The 15,481-nt window shown below is 71.3% G+C and carries 15 protein-coding genes; 14 read left to right on the forward strand and 1 reads right to left on the reverse strand.

What is annotated here, in order from left to right; translation table 11 throughout:
- Window positions 1-152: 152 nt before the first annotated feature.
- From KV102_RS16185 to KV102_RS16250, 14 genes are all read left to right on the forward strand, one after another.
- Window positions 153-1,490: a flavin reductase gene (locus KV102_RS16185; protein WP_220346906.1), complete on the forward strand. Its 1,338-nt coding sequence runs from the start codon at window positions 153-155 to the stop codon at window positions 1,488-1,490.
- A 6-nt stretch (window positions 1,491-1,496) separates the two neighbouring features.
- Window positions 1,497-2,816, forward strand: coding sequence for an acyl-CoA dehydrogenase family protein (locus tag KV102_RS16190; RefSeq protein WP_220346907.1), 1,320 nt, complete (start codon window positions 1,497-1,499; stop codon window positions 2,814-2,816).
- Window positions 2,813-4,318, forward strand: coding sequence for an aldehyde dehydrogenase (locus KV102_RS16195; protein WP_220346908.1), 1,506 nt, complete (start codon window positions 2,813-2,815; stop codon window positions 4,316-4,318). Before KV102_RS16190 ends, KV102_RS16195 begins: the two co-directional genes overlap by 4 nt.
- Complete coding sequence (locus tag KV102_RS16200) at window positions 4,315-5,205, forward strand: oxaloacetate decarboxylase (RefSeq protein WP_220341249.1); 891 nt, start codon at window positions 4,315-4,317, stop codon at window positions 5,203-5,205. The genes KV102_RS16195 and KV102_RS16200 overlap by 4 nt, the downstream gene beginning before the upstream one ends.
- Window positions 5,202-6,398: an NAD(P)/FAD-dependent oxidoreductase gene (locus tag KV102_RS16205; protein ID WP_220346909.1), complete on the forward strand. Its 1,197-nt coding sequence runs from the start codon at window positions 5,202-5,204 to the stop codon at window positions 6,396-6,398. The genes KV102_RS16200 and KV102_RS16205 overlap by 4 nt, the downstream gene beginning before the upstream one ends.
- Window positions 6,395-7,846, forward strand: a complete 1,452-nt coding sequence (locus tag KV102_RS16210; RefSeq protein WP_220346910.1) for an aldehyde dehydrogenase family protein — start codon at window positions 6,395-6,397, stop codon at window positions 7,844-7,846. Before KV102_RS16205 ends, KV102_RS16210 begins: the two co-directional genes overlap by 4 nt.
- A 153-nt stretch (window positions 7,847-7,999) precedes the next feature.
- Window positions 8,000-8,827: a hypothetical protein gene (locus tag KV102_RS16215; RefSeq protein WP_220346911.1), complete on the forward strand. Its 828-nt coding sequence runs from the start codon at window positions 8,000-8,002 to the stop codon at window positions 8,825-8,827.
- Entirely contained in the window at window positions 8,824-9,834 is a 1,011-nt protein-coding gene (locus KV102_RS16220; protein ID WP_220341253.1) for a hypothetical protein, read from the forward strand. Before KV102_RS16215 ends, KV102_RS16220 begins: the two co-directional genes overlap by 4 nt.
- Window positions 9,835-9,847: 13 nt before the next feature.
- Window positions 9,848-11,086: an aromatic ring-hydroxylating dioxygenase subunit alpha gene (locus tag KV102_RS16225; protein ID WP_220341254.1), complete on the forward strand. Its 1,239-nt coding sequence runs from the start codon at window positions 9,848-9,850 to the stop codon at window positions 11,084-11,086.
- Window positions 11,083-11,862 carry a hypothetical protein gene (locus KV102_RS16230; protein ID WP_220346912.1) on the forward strand — a complete coding sequence of 260 codons (780 nt, stop codon included), beginning with the start codon at window positions 11,083-11,085 and terminating at the stop codon, window positions 11,860-11,862. The genes KV102_RS16225 and KV102_RS16230 overlap by 4 nt, the downstream gene beginning before the upstream one ends.
- The gene (locus tag KV102_RS16235; protein WP_220341256.1) at window positions 11,859-12,842 is read left to right on the forward strand and encodes a hypothetical protein; all 984 of its coding nucleotides are present in this window, start codon (window positions 11,859-11,861) and stop codon (window positions 12,840-12,842) included. The genes KV102_RS16230 and KV102_RS16235 overlap by 4 nt, the downstream gene beginning before the upstream one ends.
- Window positions 12,839-13,675 carry an SDR family oxidoreductase gene (locus tag KV102_RS16240; RefSeq protein WP_220346913.1) on the forward strand — a complete coding sequence of 279 codons (837 nt, stop codon included), beginning with the start codon at window positions 12,839-12,841 and terminating at the stop codon, window positions 13,673-13,675. The genes KV102_RS16235 and KV102_RS16240 overlap by 4 nt, the downstream gene beginning before the upstream one ends.
- A complete protein-coding gene (locus tag KV102_RS16245) occupies window positions 13,675-14,352 on the forward strand; it encodes a hypothetical protein (RefSeq protein WP_220346914.1) in 678 nt (225 codons plus the stop codon). The genes KV102_RS16240 and KV102_RS16245 overlap by 1 nt, the downstream gene beginning before the upstream one ends.
- Window positions 14,349-15,095: a hypothetical protein gene (locus KV102_RS16250; protein WP_220346915.1), complete on the forward strand. Its 747-nt coding sequence runs from the start codon at window positions 14,349-14,351 to the stop codon at window positions 15,093-15,095. Before KV102_RS16245 ends, KV102_RS16250 begins: the two co-directional genes overlap by 4 nt.
- A gap of 178 nt (window positions 15,096-15,273) precedes the next feature.
- Here the strand turns inward: KV102_RS16250 and KV102_RS16255 are convergent, their stop codons facing one another.
- Window positions 15,274-15,480, reverse strand: a complete 207-nt coding sequence (locus KV102_RS16255) for a hypothetical protein (protein WP_220341260.1) — start codon at window positions 15,478-15,480, stop codon at window positions 15,274-15,276.
- Between the last annotated feature and the right edge of the window lies 1 nt (window position 15,481).

Below are 15,481 nucleotides of genomic sequence, written 5' to 3' on the forward strand. Positions count from 1 at the left end.
GTGCTCCTCGGATCCGGGTACGGCGCTGTCCCTACATCATAGATTCTTGCGCATCTCACGCCGACTGGCGAGCAGCCGAACTGTCGTGTTGTAAAGATGGCGCAGGCGCAAGTTGATATTGTATATTCTCTACCACCTGAGGAGGTGGTTCGGTGGTGGAGTCGTCGACGTTCCGCGACGTGCTGGCCCAGTGGCCAAGCGGTGTCACCGTCGTCACGACCGTCGTCGACGGTGTGCGCCACGGCATGACGGCGAGCTCGTTCTCGAGCGTCAGCCTCGACCCGCCGCTCGTCTCCATCTGTCTCGACCGTCGGCTCTACACCCACGGTCTCCTCACCTCGAGCGGCGTGTTCGGCATCAGCGTGCTCGCGAAGGACCAGGGCGAGGTGGCGCGTCGGTTCGCCGGCATGGCGGGTGACGTGGGCGACCGCTTCGACGGCGAAACGTGGTCCACCGCGGCGACCGGCGTCCCGCTGCTGGACTCCGCGCTCGGCTGGCTGGACTGCCGCATCGTCCATGCCTATCCGGGCGGCGATCACACGATCTTCGTCGGCGAGGTGCTCGCAGGGCACGCGGCCCGCCGTACGGCGCCGTTGCTGTTCCACTCGCGAGGATGGGGGCAGTTCGCCGACGTGCTCCCCGACGTCGCGACGCTCGCGGACAGCGGACTCGTCTCGTCGTTGATCAGCCGCGGCGAGAGTGGTGACACCGTCCGCCAGACAGCGCACCACGTCGGCAGGTCCGGCATCCGCGTGCGCGTCGCCGATCTCACCGCAGACGCGCCGCTCGAGGCTCTGCCGTGGACGGGCCGTCAGCCGGAGGCCGGTGCCCGGGCTCCCCAGGAGCACAGTGCGCTCGTCGAGTCGCTCGTCCAGGCTCGTCAGGCGGTCGAGCGGGGGATCCCCGTCCTCGAGATCCGTGCCGACTGTCGCGACCTGCGCTCGGTCGAGGACGCCGCGGTGCTGCTGCGAGAGCTCGAAGCCATGCCCGACGTCCACGGCCGGGTGGTGATCCTCGAAGACGTGTTCGCGGTGCCGGGGGGCGACCACCCGCTCGCCGCGATCGACCTGCTCGCCAGCGCCGGCGCGACCGAGATCTGCCTCGACGACACCGAGGGTGCCGCGACCCCGCTCCAGGTCCGCGCCCTCCTCCAGGACGCCGTCGGCCTCGCGCGGCCCGTCCCGCTACGGCTGCGGCTGCGAGACAACGACCGGCTCGGCCTGGTGAACGTGCTGACCGCCTTGAAGTCCGGCGTCCACCACTTCGACACGACGCTGGGCGGTCTCGACGGCGCAGTCGCCACCGAGGACCTCATCCGTCTGCTCGGCACGCTCGACGTCACCACGCCGGCCGACGCCGCGGCGCTGGATCGTCTCGCGCGCCGTGTCCGCGGTCGCACCGCGGTTCCTGCCGTCGCTCCGAACGGTTCTCTTCCGAACGGCTCCACCGCGAGCACCTCTCCCGAACCGACCCCCCTCCCCACTCTCTAGGAGCTGATGACGGCCATGCTGACCGCCGAACACCTCTTGACCGATCTCACTCCCGACGAGCGCGAGCGGGCGGCGCGGGTCGAGGCGATCCTCCCCGCCGTCCGAGACGCGGCCCAGGAGGCCGACGCCCGCGGCCAGTTCCCCGAGGGCCACGTGAAGCTCCTCGCCGAGGCCGGCCTGCTGGGGCTCGTCGTCCCCACCGAGTACGGCGGTCTCGGTGGCGGCCTGCGCGACCTGGTCGCCACGACGTACGCGCTCGGCACGGTCTGCGGATCGACCGCCCTCGCCTTCTTCTTCCACTGCTCGGCGTCCTCGCGTGGGTTGCTGCCGCTGGCCGCGCTCGACGCCGGCCTGTACGAGGACGACGAGGTCGCGGAGGTGCGAGGGTTCGCCGAGCGCGTCCTGCACCTGATGGGCACCGACAAGCGCTGCCTCGCCAACTTCGCGAGCGAGGCTGCGAAGGCCAGCAATGCCAACGTCCTCATCTCGACCACCGCGACCCCGGTCGAGGGCGGTTGGCGCCTCGACGGCGAGAAGTCGTTCGGCTGCCTGTCGGGCACGGCCGACTTCTATCTGGTGACCGCCCGCCGCGCCGACATCGACGGGATCGACGGCATCTCGCTGTTCCTCGTCGCCCGCGACTCCGAGGGCATCCGCCCGCGGCAGGAGTGGAGCGGCCTCGGCATGCGCGCGTCCGACAACTTCGGGCTCGTGATGGAGGACTGCTTCGTCCCTGCCGACCACGCGCTGGCGGTGCCCGCCGGGTTCGCCCGTGCGACGTCGATGTCGCGCGGGTCCTGGGTGGGCAACCAGATCGCGATCGCGGCGATCTACGCCGGCATCGCCCAGGGCGCGTGGGACTACGCCTTCGAGCGCACGATGAAGGCGCGCTTCGCCGACACGGGCAAGCCGATCGCCTCCTCGCCGATGCACCAGGTGCTGATCGGCGAGGCCCAGACCGACCTGACCGACATGCACCTGTGGCTGCGCTACCAGGTGGAGCTCGAGTCCAGCGACCCGCCGATCCTGCCCAAGCCCGAGGTCATCAAGAACTGGAAGCTCGCCAAGGGCTCGATCTGCGAGAAAGCCTTCGCCGTGGCGGTCGGATCGTTGAAGATGTGCGGGACGTCGGGCGCACTGCTCGACAACGTGATCGGTCGTTCCGTACGCGACACCGCGATGGGTCTGGTCCAGGCCTTCCCCGCCGAGCGGGGACGCCTCGACCTCGCGCAGCTGCTCGTCTCCGACGAGTCGTGGAGCGGCCTCACGACCCCCGACGCGGCCGATGCGGCGGCGAAGGCGAAGACGGAGGCGGGACGAGGATGACGAGTACGGCGGACACTGCGGGTCCGGCAGCGGTGACGCTGCCGGAGCTGGTCGAGGTCGTGGCGGGGGACGTCGCCCCGGCGACCGGCACGCTCGACCTGTACCTGGAAGACCCATCCCGTGCCGTGCGTCTCGGCCCCGCGGTCGAGAGTGCACCGGAGTCGGTGGAGCGAGCCCTTCGCGCCGCCGACGCCGCCCACACCACGGGGACGTGGTCGTCGACCTCGCCGGCCGAGCGGGCCGACCTGCTCGACGCCGTCGCGACCGCGCTCGAGGCGCGTCAGCCCGAGCTCGCCGCTCTCGAGGCCTTCGCCACCGGCGTCCCTGTCCGTCAGACCTCCATCGTCGGCATGATCGTGCCGGGCGCCTTCCGCCTCGCCGCGGAGATGCTCCGCTCGGGCGCGCTGGTCGAGGCGCCGGTCACCGGCGCGAGCGGCCAGCCGGTCGAGGTGCTCCGGCTGCCGGTCGGACCGGCGGTCTGCCTGGTCCCGTGGAACGCGCCGGCACCGATGGCGGCCCACAAGGTGGCGAGCGCCCTGGCGGCCGGGTGCCCGACGATCCTCAAGCCCAGCGAGTACGCGCCGTACGCGACGACGCTGCTCGGGACGACCGTGGCGGAGGTGCTCCGTGACGCCGGCGTCGACGGGGGAGTCTTCCAGCTCCTCCAGGGCGGCCCCCGTGTCGGTGGGTCGGTCGTGACCGACCCCCGCATCCGCGCCGTCTCCTTCACCGGGGGTGCCGCCGGCGGCCGAGCGGTCGCGGTGGCCTGCGCCGAGAACCTCAGTGCGCTCCAGCTCGAGCTGGGTGGCAACAACCCTCTCGTCGTCATGCCCGACGCCGACCCGGAGGTCGCCGCGCGCGCCGCCGTCGACCTGCTCACGACGCTCAACGGTCAGTGGTGCCGCGCGCTGGGGCGTCTCGTGCTGCCCGAGGCGTCGGCCGACGCGATCATGGCTCTGGCGCTCGAGCGGCTCGCGGCGCTCAAGGCGGGGGACCCGCTCGACGAGTCGTCCGACCTGGGTCCGATCGTCCACTCGGTCCACCTCGCGCGCCTCGAGGGTGCGCTTGCGAGCCTCCAGGCCGCCGGTGGCGAGATCCACCGCGCGACCACGCTTCCTGACGCCGGCAACTACCTGGCGCCTGCGCTCGTCACGGGCGTGGCGCCCGAGGACGCCGTGGAGGAGGTCTTCGGGCCGATCGCCACGGTCCACACCTACGCCGACGAGGCGGAGGCGCTGGCGATCGCCAACGGCACGGCGTACGGGCTCGAGGGCTACGTCGTCGGGACCGACACCGAGCGCGCGCTGGCCTTCGCACGGCGCGTCCGCGCGGGCGAGGTCAAGGTCAACGGCTCCTCGATCATGAGCCTGCACCTGATGACGCCGCGACCCGCCTGGGGCATGTCCGGGCTCGGCGAGGAAGGCACGATCGAGACGATCCGCTGCTTCACCGGGGCTCGCGTCGTCGGCGTCGAAGGCAGCTTCGCGCTGCACGGCCGATGAGCGCCGAGGGGTCGTCGGCCGAGCGGCTCCGCGAGCTCCTGTCCGGCGACGCAGTCGTCCACCTGCCCGGCGTCCACGACGCGGTCACGGCACGACTGGCCGTCGCGTCCGGCGCACGGGCGGCGTGCCTCTCCGGCGCGGTGGCCTCGGCCGTCGGGCTCGGACTGCCGGACCTCGGCTTCGTCCACGGGAGCCAGATCGCAGCGCGCGCTCGCGACGTCGTCCCCTCGCTGGCGGGTGTGCCGCTGCTCGCCGACGCCGACACCGGGTACGGCAACGCGCTCCAGGCCCGCGAGACGACCCGCGTCTATGCCGCGGCCGGCATCGCGGGCCTCCACCTGGAGGACCAGGTGGCCCCGAAGCGGTGCGGCCACATGAGCGGCAAGGCGGTGATCGGGGTCGCCGAGGCCGCAGGCCGCGTCCGCGCGGCGGTCGACGCCCGCACCGGCATCGTGGTCGTGGCGAGGACCGACGCCCTCTCGGTCGAGGGCATCGGCTCGGTCGTGGAACGGGCGCGCGCGTTCGTCGACGCCGGCGCCGACGCGGTCTTCGTCGAGGGTGCCGCACCTGCCGACCTGGCCGAGGTCCGTGCTGCCCTCGGCACGCCTGCCCCGTTCGTGCTGAACCGTTCGGAGGCAGCGGGTTCCGACGGCGAGGTCCCGGACGACGCGACCCTGGCCGCGCTCGGCGTGCGGCTGGTGATTCATCCGGTCTCGGCCCTTCTCGCGGCGACGCGCGCGGTGGCCGACGTCTATGCGGCGATCGCGCGGTCCGGACGCGCCGGGGAGGCTCCGCGCTGGGCGTGGGACGACCTGACCGCCTTGCTCGGACTCGATGACCAGCTCCTGCTCGAGGAGCGCTATGCAGAGGAGGTGACCGTGCGATGACCGACACGGTCGTTGTCGTGGGCGCAGGCCCGGTCGGACTCACCGCGGCGTTGACGCTGGCTCACGCCGGCCATCCGGTGACGGTGCTCGAGGCGGGGGAGACCCTCTCGGCGGAGTCGCGCGCGAGCACGTACCACCCGCCGACGCTCGAGATGCTCGAGCAGCTCGGTGTGCTCGACGCGCTGATGGAGCGCGGCATCGTCTCCCGGCTCTTCCAGTATCGTGACCGGCACGAGGGTCCGATCGCCGAGCTCGACCTCGGCGCGCTGGCCGGTGACACCCCGTACCCGTTCCGTGTGCAGTGCGAGCAGAGCAAGCTGACTCCCATCCTCCTCGAGCGGCTGCTTCAGCACGAGGGCTGCACGGTCGAGTTCGGCGAGCCGGTGACCGGCGTCGTCCAGGACGACGCCGGAGTGCGCGTGACGAGCGCGACCGGACGGGAGTGGTCGGCCGGCTGGGTCGTCGGAGCGGACGGCGCGAGCTCCGTGGTGCGCAAGGCCGTCGGTGCCGCGTTCGAGGGGATCACCTATCCCGAGCGCTTCCTCGTGGTCTCCACGACGGAGGACCTCACTGCCGCCCTCCCGGGGATCGCCGACGTCAACTACGTGTTCGACCCGTCGGAGTGGTTGGTCCTGCTGCGGACGCCGGAGCACTGGCGCATCCTCTTCCCGACCGACCCCGACAGCCCGGCGGAGGACGAGGTCGCCGCCGCCCGCGTGCAGGAGCGGCTTCGGCGCGTGGCCGACCTGGGGCGCGACTGGGCGGTGCTCCACGCGTCGCTGTACGCCGTGCACCAGCGCGTCGCCGACCGGTTCCGGACCGGTCGTGTGCTCCTGGTCGGAGACGCCGCCCACGTCAACAACCCGCTCGGCGGGATGGGGATGAACAGCGGCGTCCACGACGCGGTGCTCGCCGCGACGGCCCTTGCCGACGTGCTGGCCGGCACCGCCACCGTCGCCGATCTGGACGACGTGATGGAGCGCAGGCGTGACGTCGCCCTCTCGTACGTACGCACCGTCACGCACGACAACTGGAAGCAGCTGCGCGAGCAGGACCCTGCCGCGCGCGCCACCCACCACGCCGAGCTCCGCGCCCTGGCAGCCGACCCGGCCGCGGAGCGGGCCTACCTTCGCCGGACGTCCATGATCGACTCGTTGCGGCCGCTCGACCCGACTCTCGGGGGCGCCCGGTGAGCGGTGCGGCCACCACGCCGCGGGAGAACCCGGCCCGCACCACCGAGATCGTCGGCGAGACTCCGGTCGCCAGCGCTGCTGAGGTCGACGTCGCGGTGGCCCGAGCCCGCTTTGCCCAGGCCGGCTGGGTCGTCGCGGCACCCGCCGACCGCGCCGCGACGCTGCGCGCCGCGGCGGAACTGCTCGAGCCTGGACTCGACGATCTCGCCGTCCTGATGGCGCGGGAGACGGGCAAGCCGCTCGCGGACTGCCGCGGCGAGGTCGGGTTCGGCGTGGCCGTCCTGCGGTGGGCCGCAGACCGCGGGGAGGCCCTGCTCGTCGACCACGTCGTCGACGACGCCGAGGGCCGGCTCGTCCGCCGCCACCGGCCGTACGGCGTGGTCGCGGCGGTGACCCCCTGGAACGCGCCGGTCGTCCTCACCATGCTCAAGGTCGCCCCGGCGTTGGTCGGCGGCAACGCCGTCGTCGTCAAGCCGTCACCCCTCGCTCCGTTCGCGGTCGAGCGGCTGCTCGCCACGATGGGGGAGGTGCTCCCCGAGGGGCTCCTCCAGACCGTCCACGGTCACGCCGACACCGCGACCGCGCTGGTCGGGCACCCCGGGGTCGATCGGGTGGCCTTCACCGGGGGCGACGTCGCCGGACGGGCGATCGCGCGGACCGCCGCCTCGGCGCTGACGCCCTCGTTGCTCGAGCTCGGAGGCAACGACCCGGCGATCCTGCTCCCCGACGTCTCGCTCGACGACGGCGCCATGGACCGTCTCGTGATGGCGTCGTTCGCGACGAGCGGGCAGGTCTGCATGGCGGTGAAGCGCCTCTACGTCCACCGCTCACGCTACGACGAGGTGGTCGGCGCCTACCGCGAAGCAGCGGCCCGTGTGCTGCGCACAGGCGACCCGCTCCACCCCGGCGTGACGATGGGACCGGTCGTGAGCGCGGCCTCGGCCGAGCGTGTGCGCGGGCTCGTCGCGGGGGCGAGCGCCCGCGGTGCCGAGGTGCTCGAGCTGGGGTCGCTCGACGACGCGACCGCGTTCGAGGGCGGATACTTCGTCCGACCCACCCTGGTCCTCGGTGCTGCCGACGACGACGACGTGGTGGCGACGGAGCAGTTCGGTCCGACGCTTCCCATCCTCGCGTTCGACTCCGAGGACGAGGTGGTCGCGAGGGCGAACGCCGGCGAGCTGGGGCTCGGCGCCTCGGTCTGGTCGCGCGACGAGGAGCACGCGTTCGCCGTCGGGGCGCGTGTCGATGCCGGGTTCACCTTCATCAACACGCACAACCGCACCGGCCTGGCGCTGAGGGCGCCGTTCGGTGGCGTGAAGCGCTCGGGGTGGGGGAGGGAGTACGGCGACGAGGGGGTCCTCGAGCACGTGCAGACCTGCGTCCTCCACGCGCCGGCCGCGTTCAGGGCCGGCGGCGTCGCGTTGGCGGCGACGGCGTACCCGAGCTGACGACCTATCAAGTTTCGGTCACGGCTGCCCTCATGGCGGTCCTCGGCCGCCCGCGACGGGCCAAGATTCTCATTCGAACCCTGTCCGCCGCGGGAATAGATCATATATAGTCTGAGCAACGTGACCCACGTCGCACGCCCTAAAGGAGCCCCCGTGAGCCAGAGTCTGAAGTACGTGCAGGAGCACCTCGACGAGTCGGGCCCCACCGACGTCAGCGAGACCTTCGCGACCTGGGCGGCGCTCGTGGAGCGGCTCAAGGCCCGGGTGTCCGAGCGGTTCGCCCTCGAACGCGACCCGTCGTCGGAGGCCCTCGAGGACTTCGGCGGAGAGACCGGGGCCAGGGGCCGCGTCCGCACCTACTCCGGTCCGGAGATCGACTGGATGGTCCACTCGCACATGGAGAACGCCGCCGCCGGCTTCTGCAACGTGCACCTGACGATCTGGCTCGGCCCCCAGGTCAAGGTCCCGCACTTCGGGATGGCGCTGGGCTGCTTCCCGCAGGGATGGGTCTATCTCGACTCCGTCCCCCGCAGCTACCTCGTCACCGACACCGACTCGTTCGACCGCTACTACGAGCCGGTCAACGAGCGGTGGGAGCAGGTCCGCAACGAGAACTCCTTCCTGGAGCCCTTCGTCAGCCGGTCGGCGTTCGTCCGCGCGGGTCTGTCACCGACCGCGTTCTGCTACATGGCGCCTGCCGCCGACGAGATGACGAGCCTCGTCACCGAGCTGGCCGAGGAGCACCTCGATCGCTGGCTCGGCTGGGTCGACCAGGCCGAGACCGTCCCGGTCGAGGAGCAGGCTGCCCTCGCGGCCGACGACGAGGCCATCCGACGCAACATCGCCGAGCGCGACCCGGCCAACGTGATGGGCGACCGCTACTTCGGGGCCGAGACCACCCAGCAGCTCGTCCGCGCGCTGTGGGGCGGCGACCGGGTGCTGCCCCGCGCCCACGAGCACGAGGCACACCGGTCCCGATGAGCCCTGCCGTCCTCGTCCGCGCGGTCCGTACCGCCGTCGGTGTCCCCGGGGCTCCTGCCCCGTACGACACCGCGCACGTCACCGTGCGCTACCCGGCCCTGCCGGCGACGACCACGGCCGAGCGGATGAGCGGCCGCCTCCCGGCGGACCCAGCAGGTGCTCCGTACCCGCTGGCCGTCATCCTCTCCGGCGTCAACGTCGCCGCCGACGCGTACTCGTGGTTGGCGGTGCGGCTCGTCGAGGCCGGCTTCGTCGCGGTCACCTATGACTGGGTCGCGGAGCTCTTCCCCGGCAAGGACGGTCCCGCAGACGTCGGGCTCACCCCCGGCGTCGATCTCGCCACCGTCGGCCCGCAGACCTACGGGAGCGGTCCGACGACCCCGGCGCTGCGTCCGGTGCTCGACGCCGTCGCCGCGCTCGGGGAGGCAGGACCGCTCGCGGGCCTCCTGGACGTCGACACCGTCGCCCTGTTCGGCCACTCGGCCGGTGGCACCGTCGCGCTCCAGTCGGCGAGCCCTCGGTGGTTCCCCGAGGTGCGCGCCGTCGTCACCTACGGCGCGCACACGATGGCGTCGCAGATGCTCGGCCACCCGCCGCGCACCCTGCTGCCGGCACCGGTCGAGGCCCCCGTGATGCTGCTGGCGGGCACGGCGGACGGTGTCGTCGCCGCCAGCGCCGTCCGGTACGGCGAGGAGCCCGGCGCGCCTACGCACGACCCGGTGACAGCCACCTGGGAGCGGGCGCTCCCGTCGACGACCGAGGCGTGGCTCGTCCACCTCGCGGGCGCATCGCACATGCTCGCCGCCCATCCCCACGATCCAACCACCGCACGCGGGTTCCTCGAGGACCCGCCGACCGGCGACGACGCCGCACGACGCGACGCGCTCGCCACCACCGTCACCTCGTTCCTCCGCGCCAGCCTGCGCGGGGATGCCGAGGCGAAGAACGCCCTGGAGCTGCTGGCGGAGCAGCCCTGCCCGGAGATCGCCGAGATCCGGCGACGCTAGGAGGAGACCCGCGATGTTCAAGAATTTCTGGTACGCCGTCGATTTCAGTGAGGACCTCCCGGCGGGGCAGCCCAAGAAGGTGAAGCTCCTCGGGCAGCAGCTCGTCATCTATCGCAAGTCCAGCGACAACAGCGTGGTCGCGATGTCGGACCTCTGCGTGCACCGCGGTGCCGCGCTGTCCGGTGGCGAGATCAAGGACGACTGCCTCGTCTGCCCCTACCACGGCTGGGAGTACGAGCCCGACGGCTCGGTGCGCAAGATCCCCGCGCACCCCGACAAGGGCATCCCTCGCAAGGCGCGCATCGACTCCTACCCCGTCCAGGAGAAGCACCGCTTCATCTGGATCTACATGGGTGACCTGCCCGAGGCCGAGCGCCCGCCGCTGCCCGACTGGTCCGCCATCGACGACACCGAGACCTATCGTGCGGTGACCGGCAGCTTCCTCTGGAAGTCCAACTACGAGCGCATCCTCGAGAACGGCGTCGACGTCGCGCACACGCCGTTCGTGCACGGCGGTGTCTTCGGCAACCGCGAGAAGCCGGAGGTCCCCGACTTCGAGGTCGAGGAGTCCGAGTGGCACTGCAAGGTGTCGGTGAAGCTCAACCCGCCGCGCTCCAAGGGCATCTGGGGGATGATCAACCCCAACAAGCAGGACCTCAAGAACCGCCCGCCGGTCCCGGTGTCGACCACGTGGTGGCTGCCCAACATGATCCTCCTCGAGATCGACACGCCCATGGGTGCGCTCAAGATCTTCGACGTGAACATCCCGATCGACGAGGAGACCACGCTCGTCAAGTTCATCGCCCTGCGCACGTTCTTCAAGGGCAAGTGGGCCGACCGTGACGCCCGACGCCGGGTGTTCAAGGTCCTGTACGAGGACGAGGCCGTCGTCAACGCGGTCCGACCCGAGCTGCTCCCGTTCGACCTGTCGGCCGAGCTGCACGTCAAGAGCGACTACAACGCCGTGCTCTACCGCCGTCGGCGCCAGGAGCTCATCGACAGGGGCTGGTCGGTCGAGGGCAACACGATCGTCGGCGAGGGGCCGGCCCGGGTGGAGGCGCGCGTGATCCCGTCGCCCATCCGCAAGGAGGTCCCCGAGCTGGCGTCGGCGTGGAACTTCAAGGAGGTCCGCAGCAAGGAGCTGCTCGGCAAGCGCGTCGAGCGCGAGGCGCGCGGCGACGTCCCCCGCACCGACACCAACGGCACGACCGAGTCGACCGATCAGACCCGTGGAGAAGAGGTCCCCGCATGAGCACCACCGAGTCCGAGGCCCCGGTCAGCCTGCCCGAAGGCCTGTGCCGCCGTACCTGGGAGCGCATCGTCACCGAGCGCCGCCTGGTCGAGGTCACCGCCGACGACGGGTCGGCCCTGCGGACGCTCACCTCGCCGATGACGCCCGAGCCGGTGGGACAGGTGCGGGTCTTCGTCTCCGAGGACGAGGCCGAGCCGGTCGCCAAGCTCGTCTACGTCGGCCTCGCCGTCGAGATGATCGGTCTCGACAGCCACATGGTGTTCGCGTTCACCCGCGGCGGTTCGCCGATCCCGCACTTCACGCTCGACTCCGTGCAGGGTCAGGGCACGTACGCGTTCCACCTGGACCTCATCCCTCGGGCCGACCTGGGCACCCACCTCCCGTACCTCGACTGGGCCTACGAGCCGCTGACGGAGACGTACGAGGAGGTGTCGACCTGGTCGGGCCTGAGCAAGGCGGCGATCGGTCCCCGGCAGAACGCGATGATGTCGCCGTGGATGCTGGTCAACCGGGCCGATGCGGACGCCTTCGTGGCGATCGGGAGTGCGGTCACCACCTACCTCGAGCACTGGTTCGGGCTGCTCGACGCCGAGGTGCCGTCCGAGGTGCTCGCCGACGTCGAGGACACCGACCTGGTGGCACGTGACGCCCGCAGCCGGGCCCTGGTCTTCAGCCCCGAGGTCGACAAGGTCTGGGCGCAGATCTCGCGCCTCATCGGCGAGGAGTCGGCCGAGGACGTGCGCACGCACCTGCTCGACAACGAGGTGCGCGCGTGACGGCGACCGCCGATCCCGAGGTAGGAGCCGACACCACCAGCGAGTGGCAGCAGCGCATCGAGGGGGAGTGGCACGGCCGGCCGTCGCTGTTCGACGCCCAGGGCAACCACGTCGGCTACGAGCACGTGGTCCGCGCGAGCGTCGTCGAGGACGGCGTCTCCCGCTACTGGATGCGCACGAACCTCGAGGGCAGCGGCCCGCTGCGCAACCGCTTCGAGCTCGGCGCGGACTTCGACTTCGGCATCGTCGACTCCGACCAGAACCGCGTCTACTGCGGTCCCGACTTCTACGGGACGGGTCAGCCGTACGGCTTCTTCGTCGAGGCGAACTACTACTCGCCCGGCTGGCAGGCGGACCTGCGGACCTGGAACCAGGTGCTGCCCGACGGCGTGACTCAGGTCTACTCGTCGGTCCTCCACGACGGATGGGCCGTCTGTGCGGTCTTCAACGGCGTCTACAAGCGCACGCTGGACCACGAGACGAACCCTGAGACCCAGACGTTCGTCGACGAATGGATCGCCGCCGAGACCCGTCGCGGGTCCATCCCTCAGGTCCTCCCCACCAAGGAGGCGGGCGCCTGGACAGGCAGCCTCTCGGTCGAGGACGCCGCGACGCAGACGACCGTCGGCCAGACCGATGTACGCATCGACCACGAGCCGCTCTCTCTCCTGCGCGCCCGCCAGCGGGTCACGTGGGAGGGCGCGCTCGACCGCTCCTACACCCTCGAGCGCTACCGCGACGGTGCGCGGGTGCAGTACGACGGGCCGGACGTCTTCGGCAACGCGGTCTCGTACGGCCGGGCGCTCTTCACCACGCAGCACCTCATGGGGGCTGACGCGCGCGGGGTCGAGAAGATCCGCGGTCGTGAGTTCCTGCTCGACCCGCAGACGCGAGAGCTCTCGATCGTGTGGCAGCTGCTCAGCGGTGAGCGGACGACGCACTTCGTCCACGGACTGCTGACCTGGGAGCCTGCGACGTGAGCGCCTCCCGGGTGGTCGTCGTGACCGGCGGCACTCGAGGCATCGGCCTCGGGCTCGCCGGCCAGCTCCTCGAGCGGGGCTGCCGTGTGGTCGTCTGCGGCCGGTCGTCGGCAGCGGTCGACACCGCCGTCGCCGAGCTCGGCGCCGTCGGTGGTGACCGCGTGAGCGGGATCGCCGCCGACGTCACCGACCGGGAGTCCCTGCAGAAGCTGTGGGACCACACGACCGAGACGTTCGGCCGGGTGGACGTGTGGATCAACAACGCCGGCGTCTCCGCGCCCCGCCGTCCGTTGCCGGAGATCCCCGCGGCTTCGGTCGAGAGCGTGATCCGTACCAATCTCGTCGGTGCCATCAACGGCAGCGCCGTCGCGCTCGCCGGATTGTCGGCCCAGGCCGGCGGCGGATGGATCTGGAACATGGAGGGCTTCGGCTCCGACGGCCAGCTCCAACCCGGCATGGCGGTCTACGGGGCGAGCAAGCGCGCAGTCACCTACCTCACCGCCGCGATGGTCAAGGAGGCGAAGGGCACCGACGTCCGAGTCGGCTACCTGTCGCCCGGCATCGTCGCGACCGATCTGCTCGTCGACGACTACGACGGCCAGCCCGAGGCGTTCGAGAAGGCGCGCAAGATCTTCAACATCCTCGGTGACCGGGTCGAGACCGTCACCCCGTGGCTGGCCGACCACGTGCTCGCCGCGAGCAAGAACGGGACAAGGGTCGCCTGGCTGACCCGGTCGAAGGCGATGGGCCGGTTCCTCACCGCCGGCTTCCGCTCACGGGACATCTTCGCGACCGACGAGTCCCCGGCCACGAGCACGGGAGCGGTGGCCTGATGGCGATCGATCCGTGCACCGAGTACGGCCTGGCGCTGGCGATCGAGGACTTCGTGCCGGTGCTCCTCGCCGGCGCGGGCCTGGTCGTCCTGGCGAACGCGCTCGGCAAGGCGATTCCCGCCGTACGGGTGGGCGCACTTCTGGGTGGTCTCGTCGTCACTGCGGGCGGCCTCGGCAAGGCGGTCTGGAAGCTGCTCGTCGCAGGCCCCTGCGTGGAGATCCCCTTCCTCGAGCAGATGCTCTTCCCCTGCCTGGCGATCGGGTTCTCCGCGATCGCCTGGGCACTGGCCAGCGTGTACGTCGGCAAGGTCGTGTCCTGGGCGCCGTTCGCCCTCGTGCCCTTCGTCGGTGCATGCATCTCCGGCGCCGCGCGCAACCTCACCCCGATGCTCGCCATCGCCGCCCTCTCCGCGGTCGCGGTCGGAGCCATGGCCTCGGCGCTCGCCCGTCGCCACGGCGACCAGCTCGGACGCTGGCTGTTCATCTTCTACCTCGTCGGAACCCTCGTGCTCCCTCCGCTCGCCGCTCGGCCGAACCAGACCGAGGCCTTGCAGTGGATCGAGCAGCTCACGAACTCCGGCGTCCAGCTCTGCTTCCTCATCGGCGCGCTCCGCCTGAGCAGGCGGCTCCCGCACGCCGAGCGTCCCTCCGTCCCCGAAGGAGCCTCCCTCTCATGACCGACCGCCTCGGCTACCGCCGCAAGTTCGGTGTGATCGCCCCGAGCACCAACACGATCGTCCAGCCCGAGTTCGACATGATGCGCGTCCCCGGTGTCACGTCGCACTACGGACGGATCCTCATCCGAGACGGCCGTATCGCCGACGACGAGGGCATGCAGAACCTGCTCGTCCAGATCCGTGCCGCGATGGCCGACTGCGTCGAGGGCGTCGTGACGATGGAGCCCGACTACATGGTCATGGGCATGAGCGCCGAGACCTTCTGGGACGGCGTCGAGGGCAACCGCCAGTTCGTCCAGCAGATCCAGGACCTCTCGGGCGGGCTCGGCGTCGCCACCGGCGCCGAGGCCTGCGAGCGCGCGCTCCAGCTCTACGGTGCCAGGAAGATCGGCATCGTCACGCCGTACACCCCGATCGGTGACGAGAACGTCCGGAAGTTCTTCACCGAGCTCGGCTTCGAGGTCGACAAGATCAAGGGCCTCAGCTGCGAGAGCGCCGTCGCGATCGCGCACGTCAGCGAGCAGACGCTGCGTGAGGCGATCATCGAGGTGGACGGACCCGACGTCGACGCGATCGTCCAGTGCGGGACGAACCTCTGCATGACCGAGCTGGCCGACGAGGCCGAGCGTTGGCTGGGCAAGCCGGTCATCGCGATCAACGCCGCCACCTGGTGGATGGCGCTGCGCGAGAACGGCATCGAGGACAAGCTCCACGGCTTCGGGTCGTTGCTGCGCGACCACTGACCACCCCCCGTCTCCGTGCAGGGCCGTGTTCCCCCGGCCCGGCCCTGCACGGTCTGCACCGTCCACGTCTCCGCCGCCCGCGCCTCCGGCCGGGCGGCGGAGACGTGCTGTGCCGGGCGTGCTGTGCCGGGCACTGAGACGGTTCCTGGAATCGCGAGACAGTGTTCCAGTTCGGAGGTTACGGTTCCCCCACCCCGGACTCGCCGCCGACCGTGCCCGCCGTCTGCTCGGGCTCGAGGGTGATCTGGTCGAACGGCAGCAGCGGTTCCACCTCAGGGAACACCACGAGGAACAAGATGAGGACGACCCCCACGAACAGGGCCACGGCGATCAGCGCCTTCACGGCCGTGGGCCCGGGAAGGATCCGCCACAGGGCTGCGTACACG

It is taken from the genome of Mumia sp. zg.B53 (assembly GCF_019550935.1).
Lineage (GTDB): Bacteria > Actinomycetota > Actinomycetes > Propionibacteriales > Nocardioidaceae > Mumia.

Coding starts and splice junctions, on each gene's coding strand:
- KV102_RS16190 (WP_220346907.1), top strand. CDS start 1,497: ATGACGGCCATGCTGACCGCCGAACACCTCTTGACCGATCTCACTCCC.
- KV102_RS16195 (WP_220346908.1), top strand. CDS start 2,813: ATGACGAGTACGGCGGACACTGCGGGTCCGGCAGCGGTGACGCTGCCG.
- KV102_RS16200 (WP_220341249.1), top strand. CDS start 4,315: ATGAGCGCCGAGGGGTCGTCGGCCGAGCGGCTCCGCGAGCTCCTGTCC.
- KV102_RS16205 (WP_220346909.1), top strand. CDS start 5,202: ATGACCGACACGGTCGTTGTCGTGGGCGCAGGCCCGGTCGGACTCACC.
- KV102_RS16220 (WP_220341253.1), top strand. CDS start 8,824: ATGAGCCCTGCCGTCCTCGTCCGCGCGGTCCGTACCGCCGTCGGTGTC.
- KV102_RS16225 (WP_220341254.1), top strand. CDS start 9,848: ATGTTCAAGAATTTCTGGTACGCCGTCGATTTCAGTGAGGACCTCCCG.
- KV102_RS16230 (WP_220346912.1), top strand. CDS start 11,083: ATGAGCACCACCGAGTCCGAGGCCCCGGTCAGCCTGCCCGAAGGCCTG.
- KV102_RS16245 (WP_220346914.1), top strand. CDS start 13,675: ATGGCGATCGATCCGTGCACCGAGTACGGCCTGGCGCTGGCGATCGAG.
- KV102_RS16250 (WP_220346915.1), top strand. CDS start 14,349: ATGACCGACCGCCTCGGCTACCGCCGCAAGTTCGGTGTGATCGCCCCG.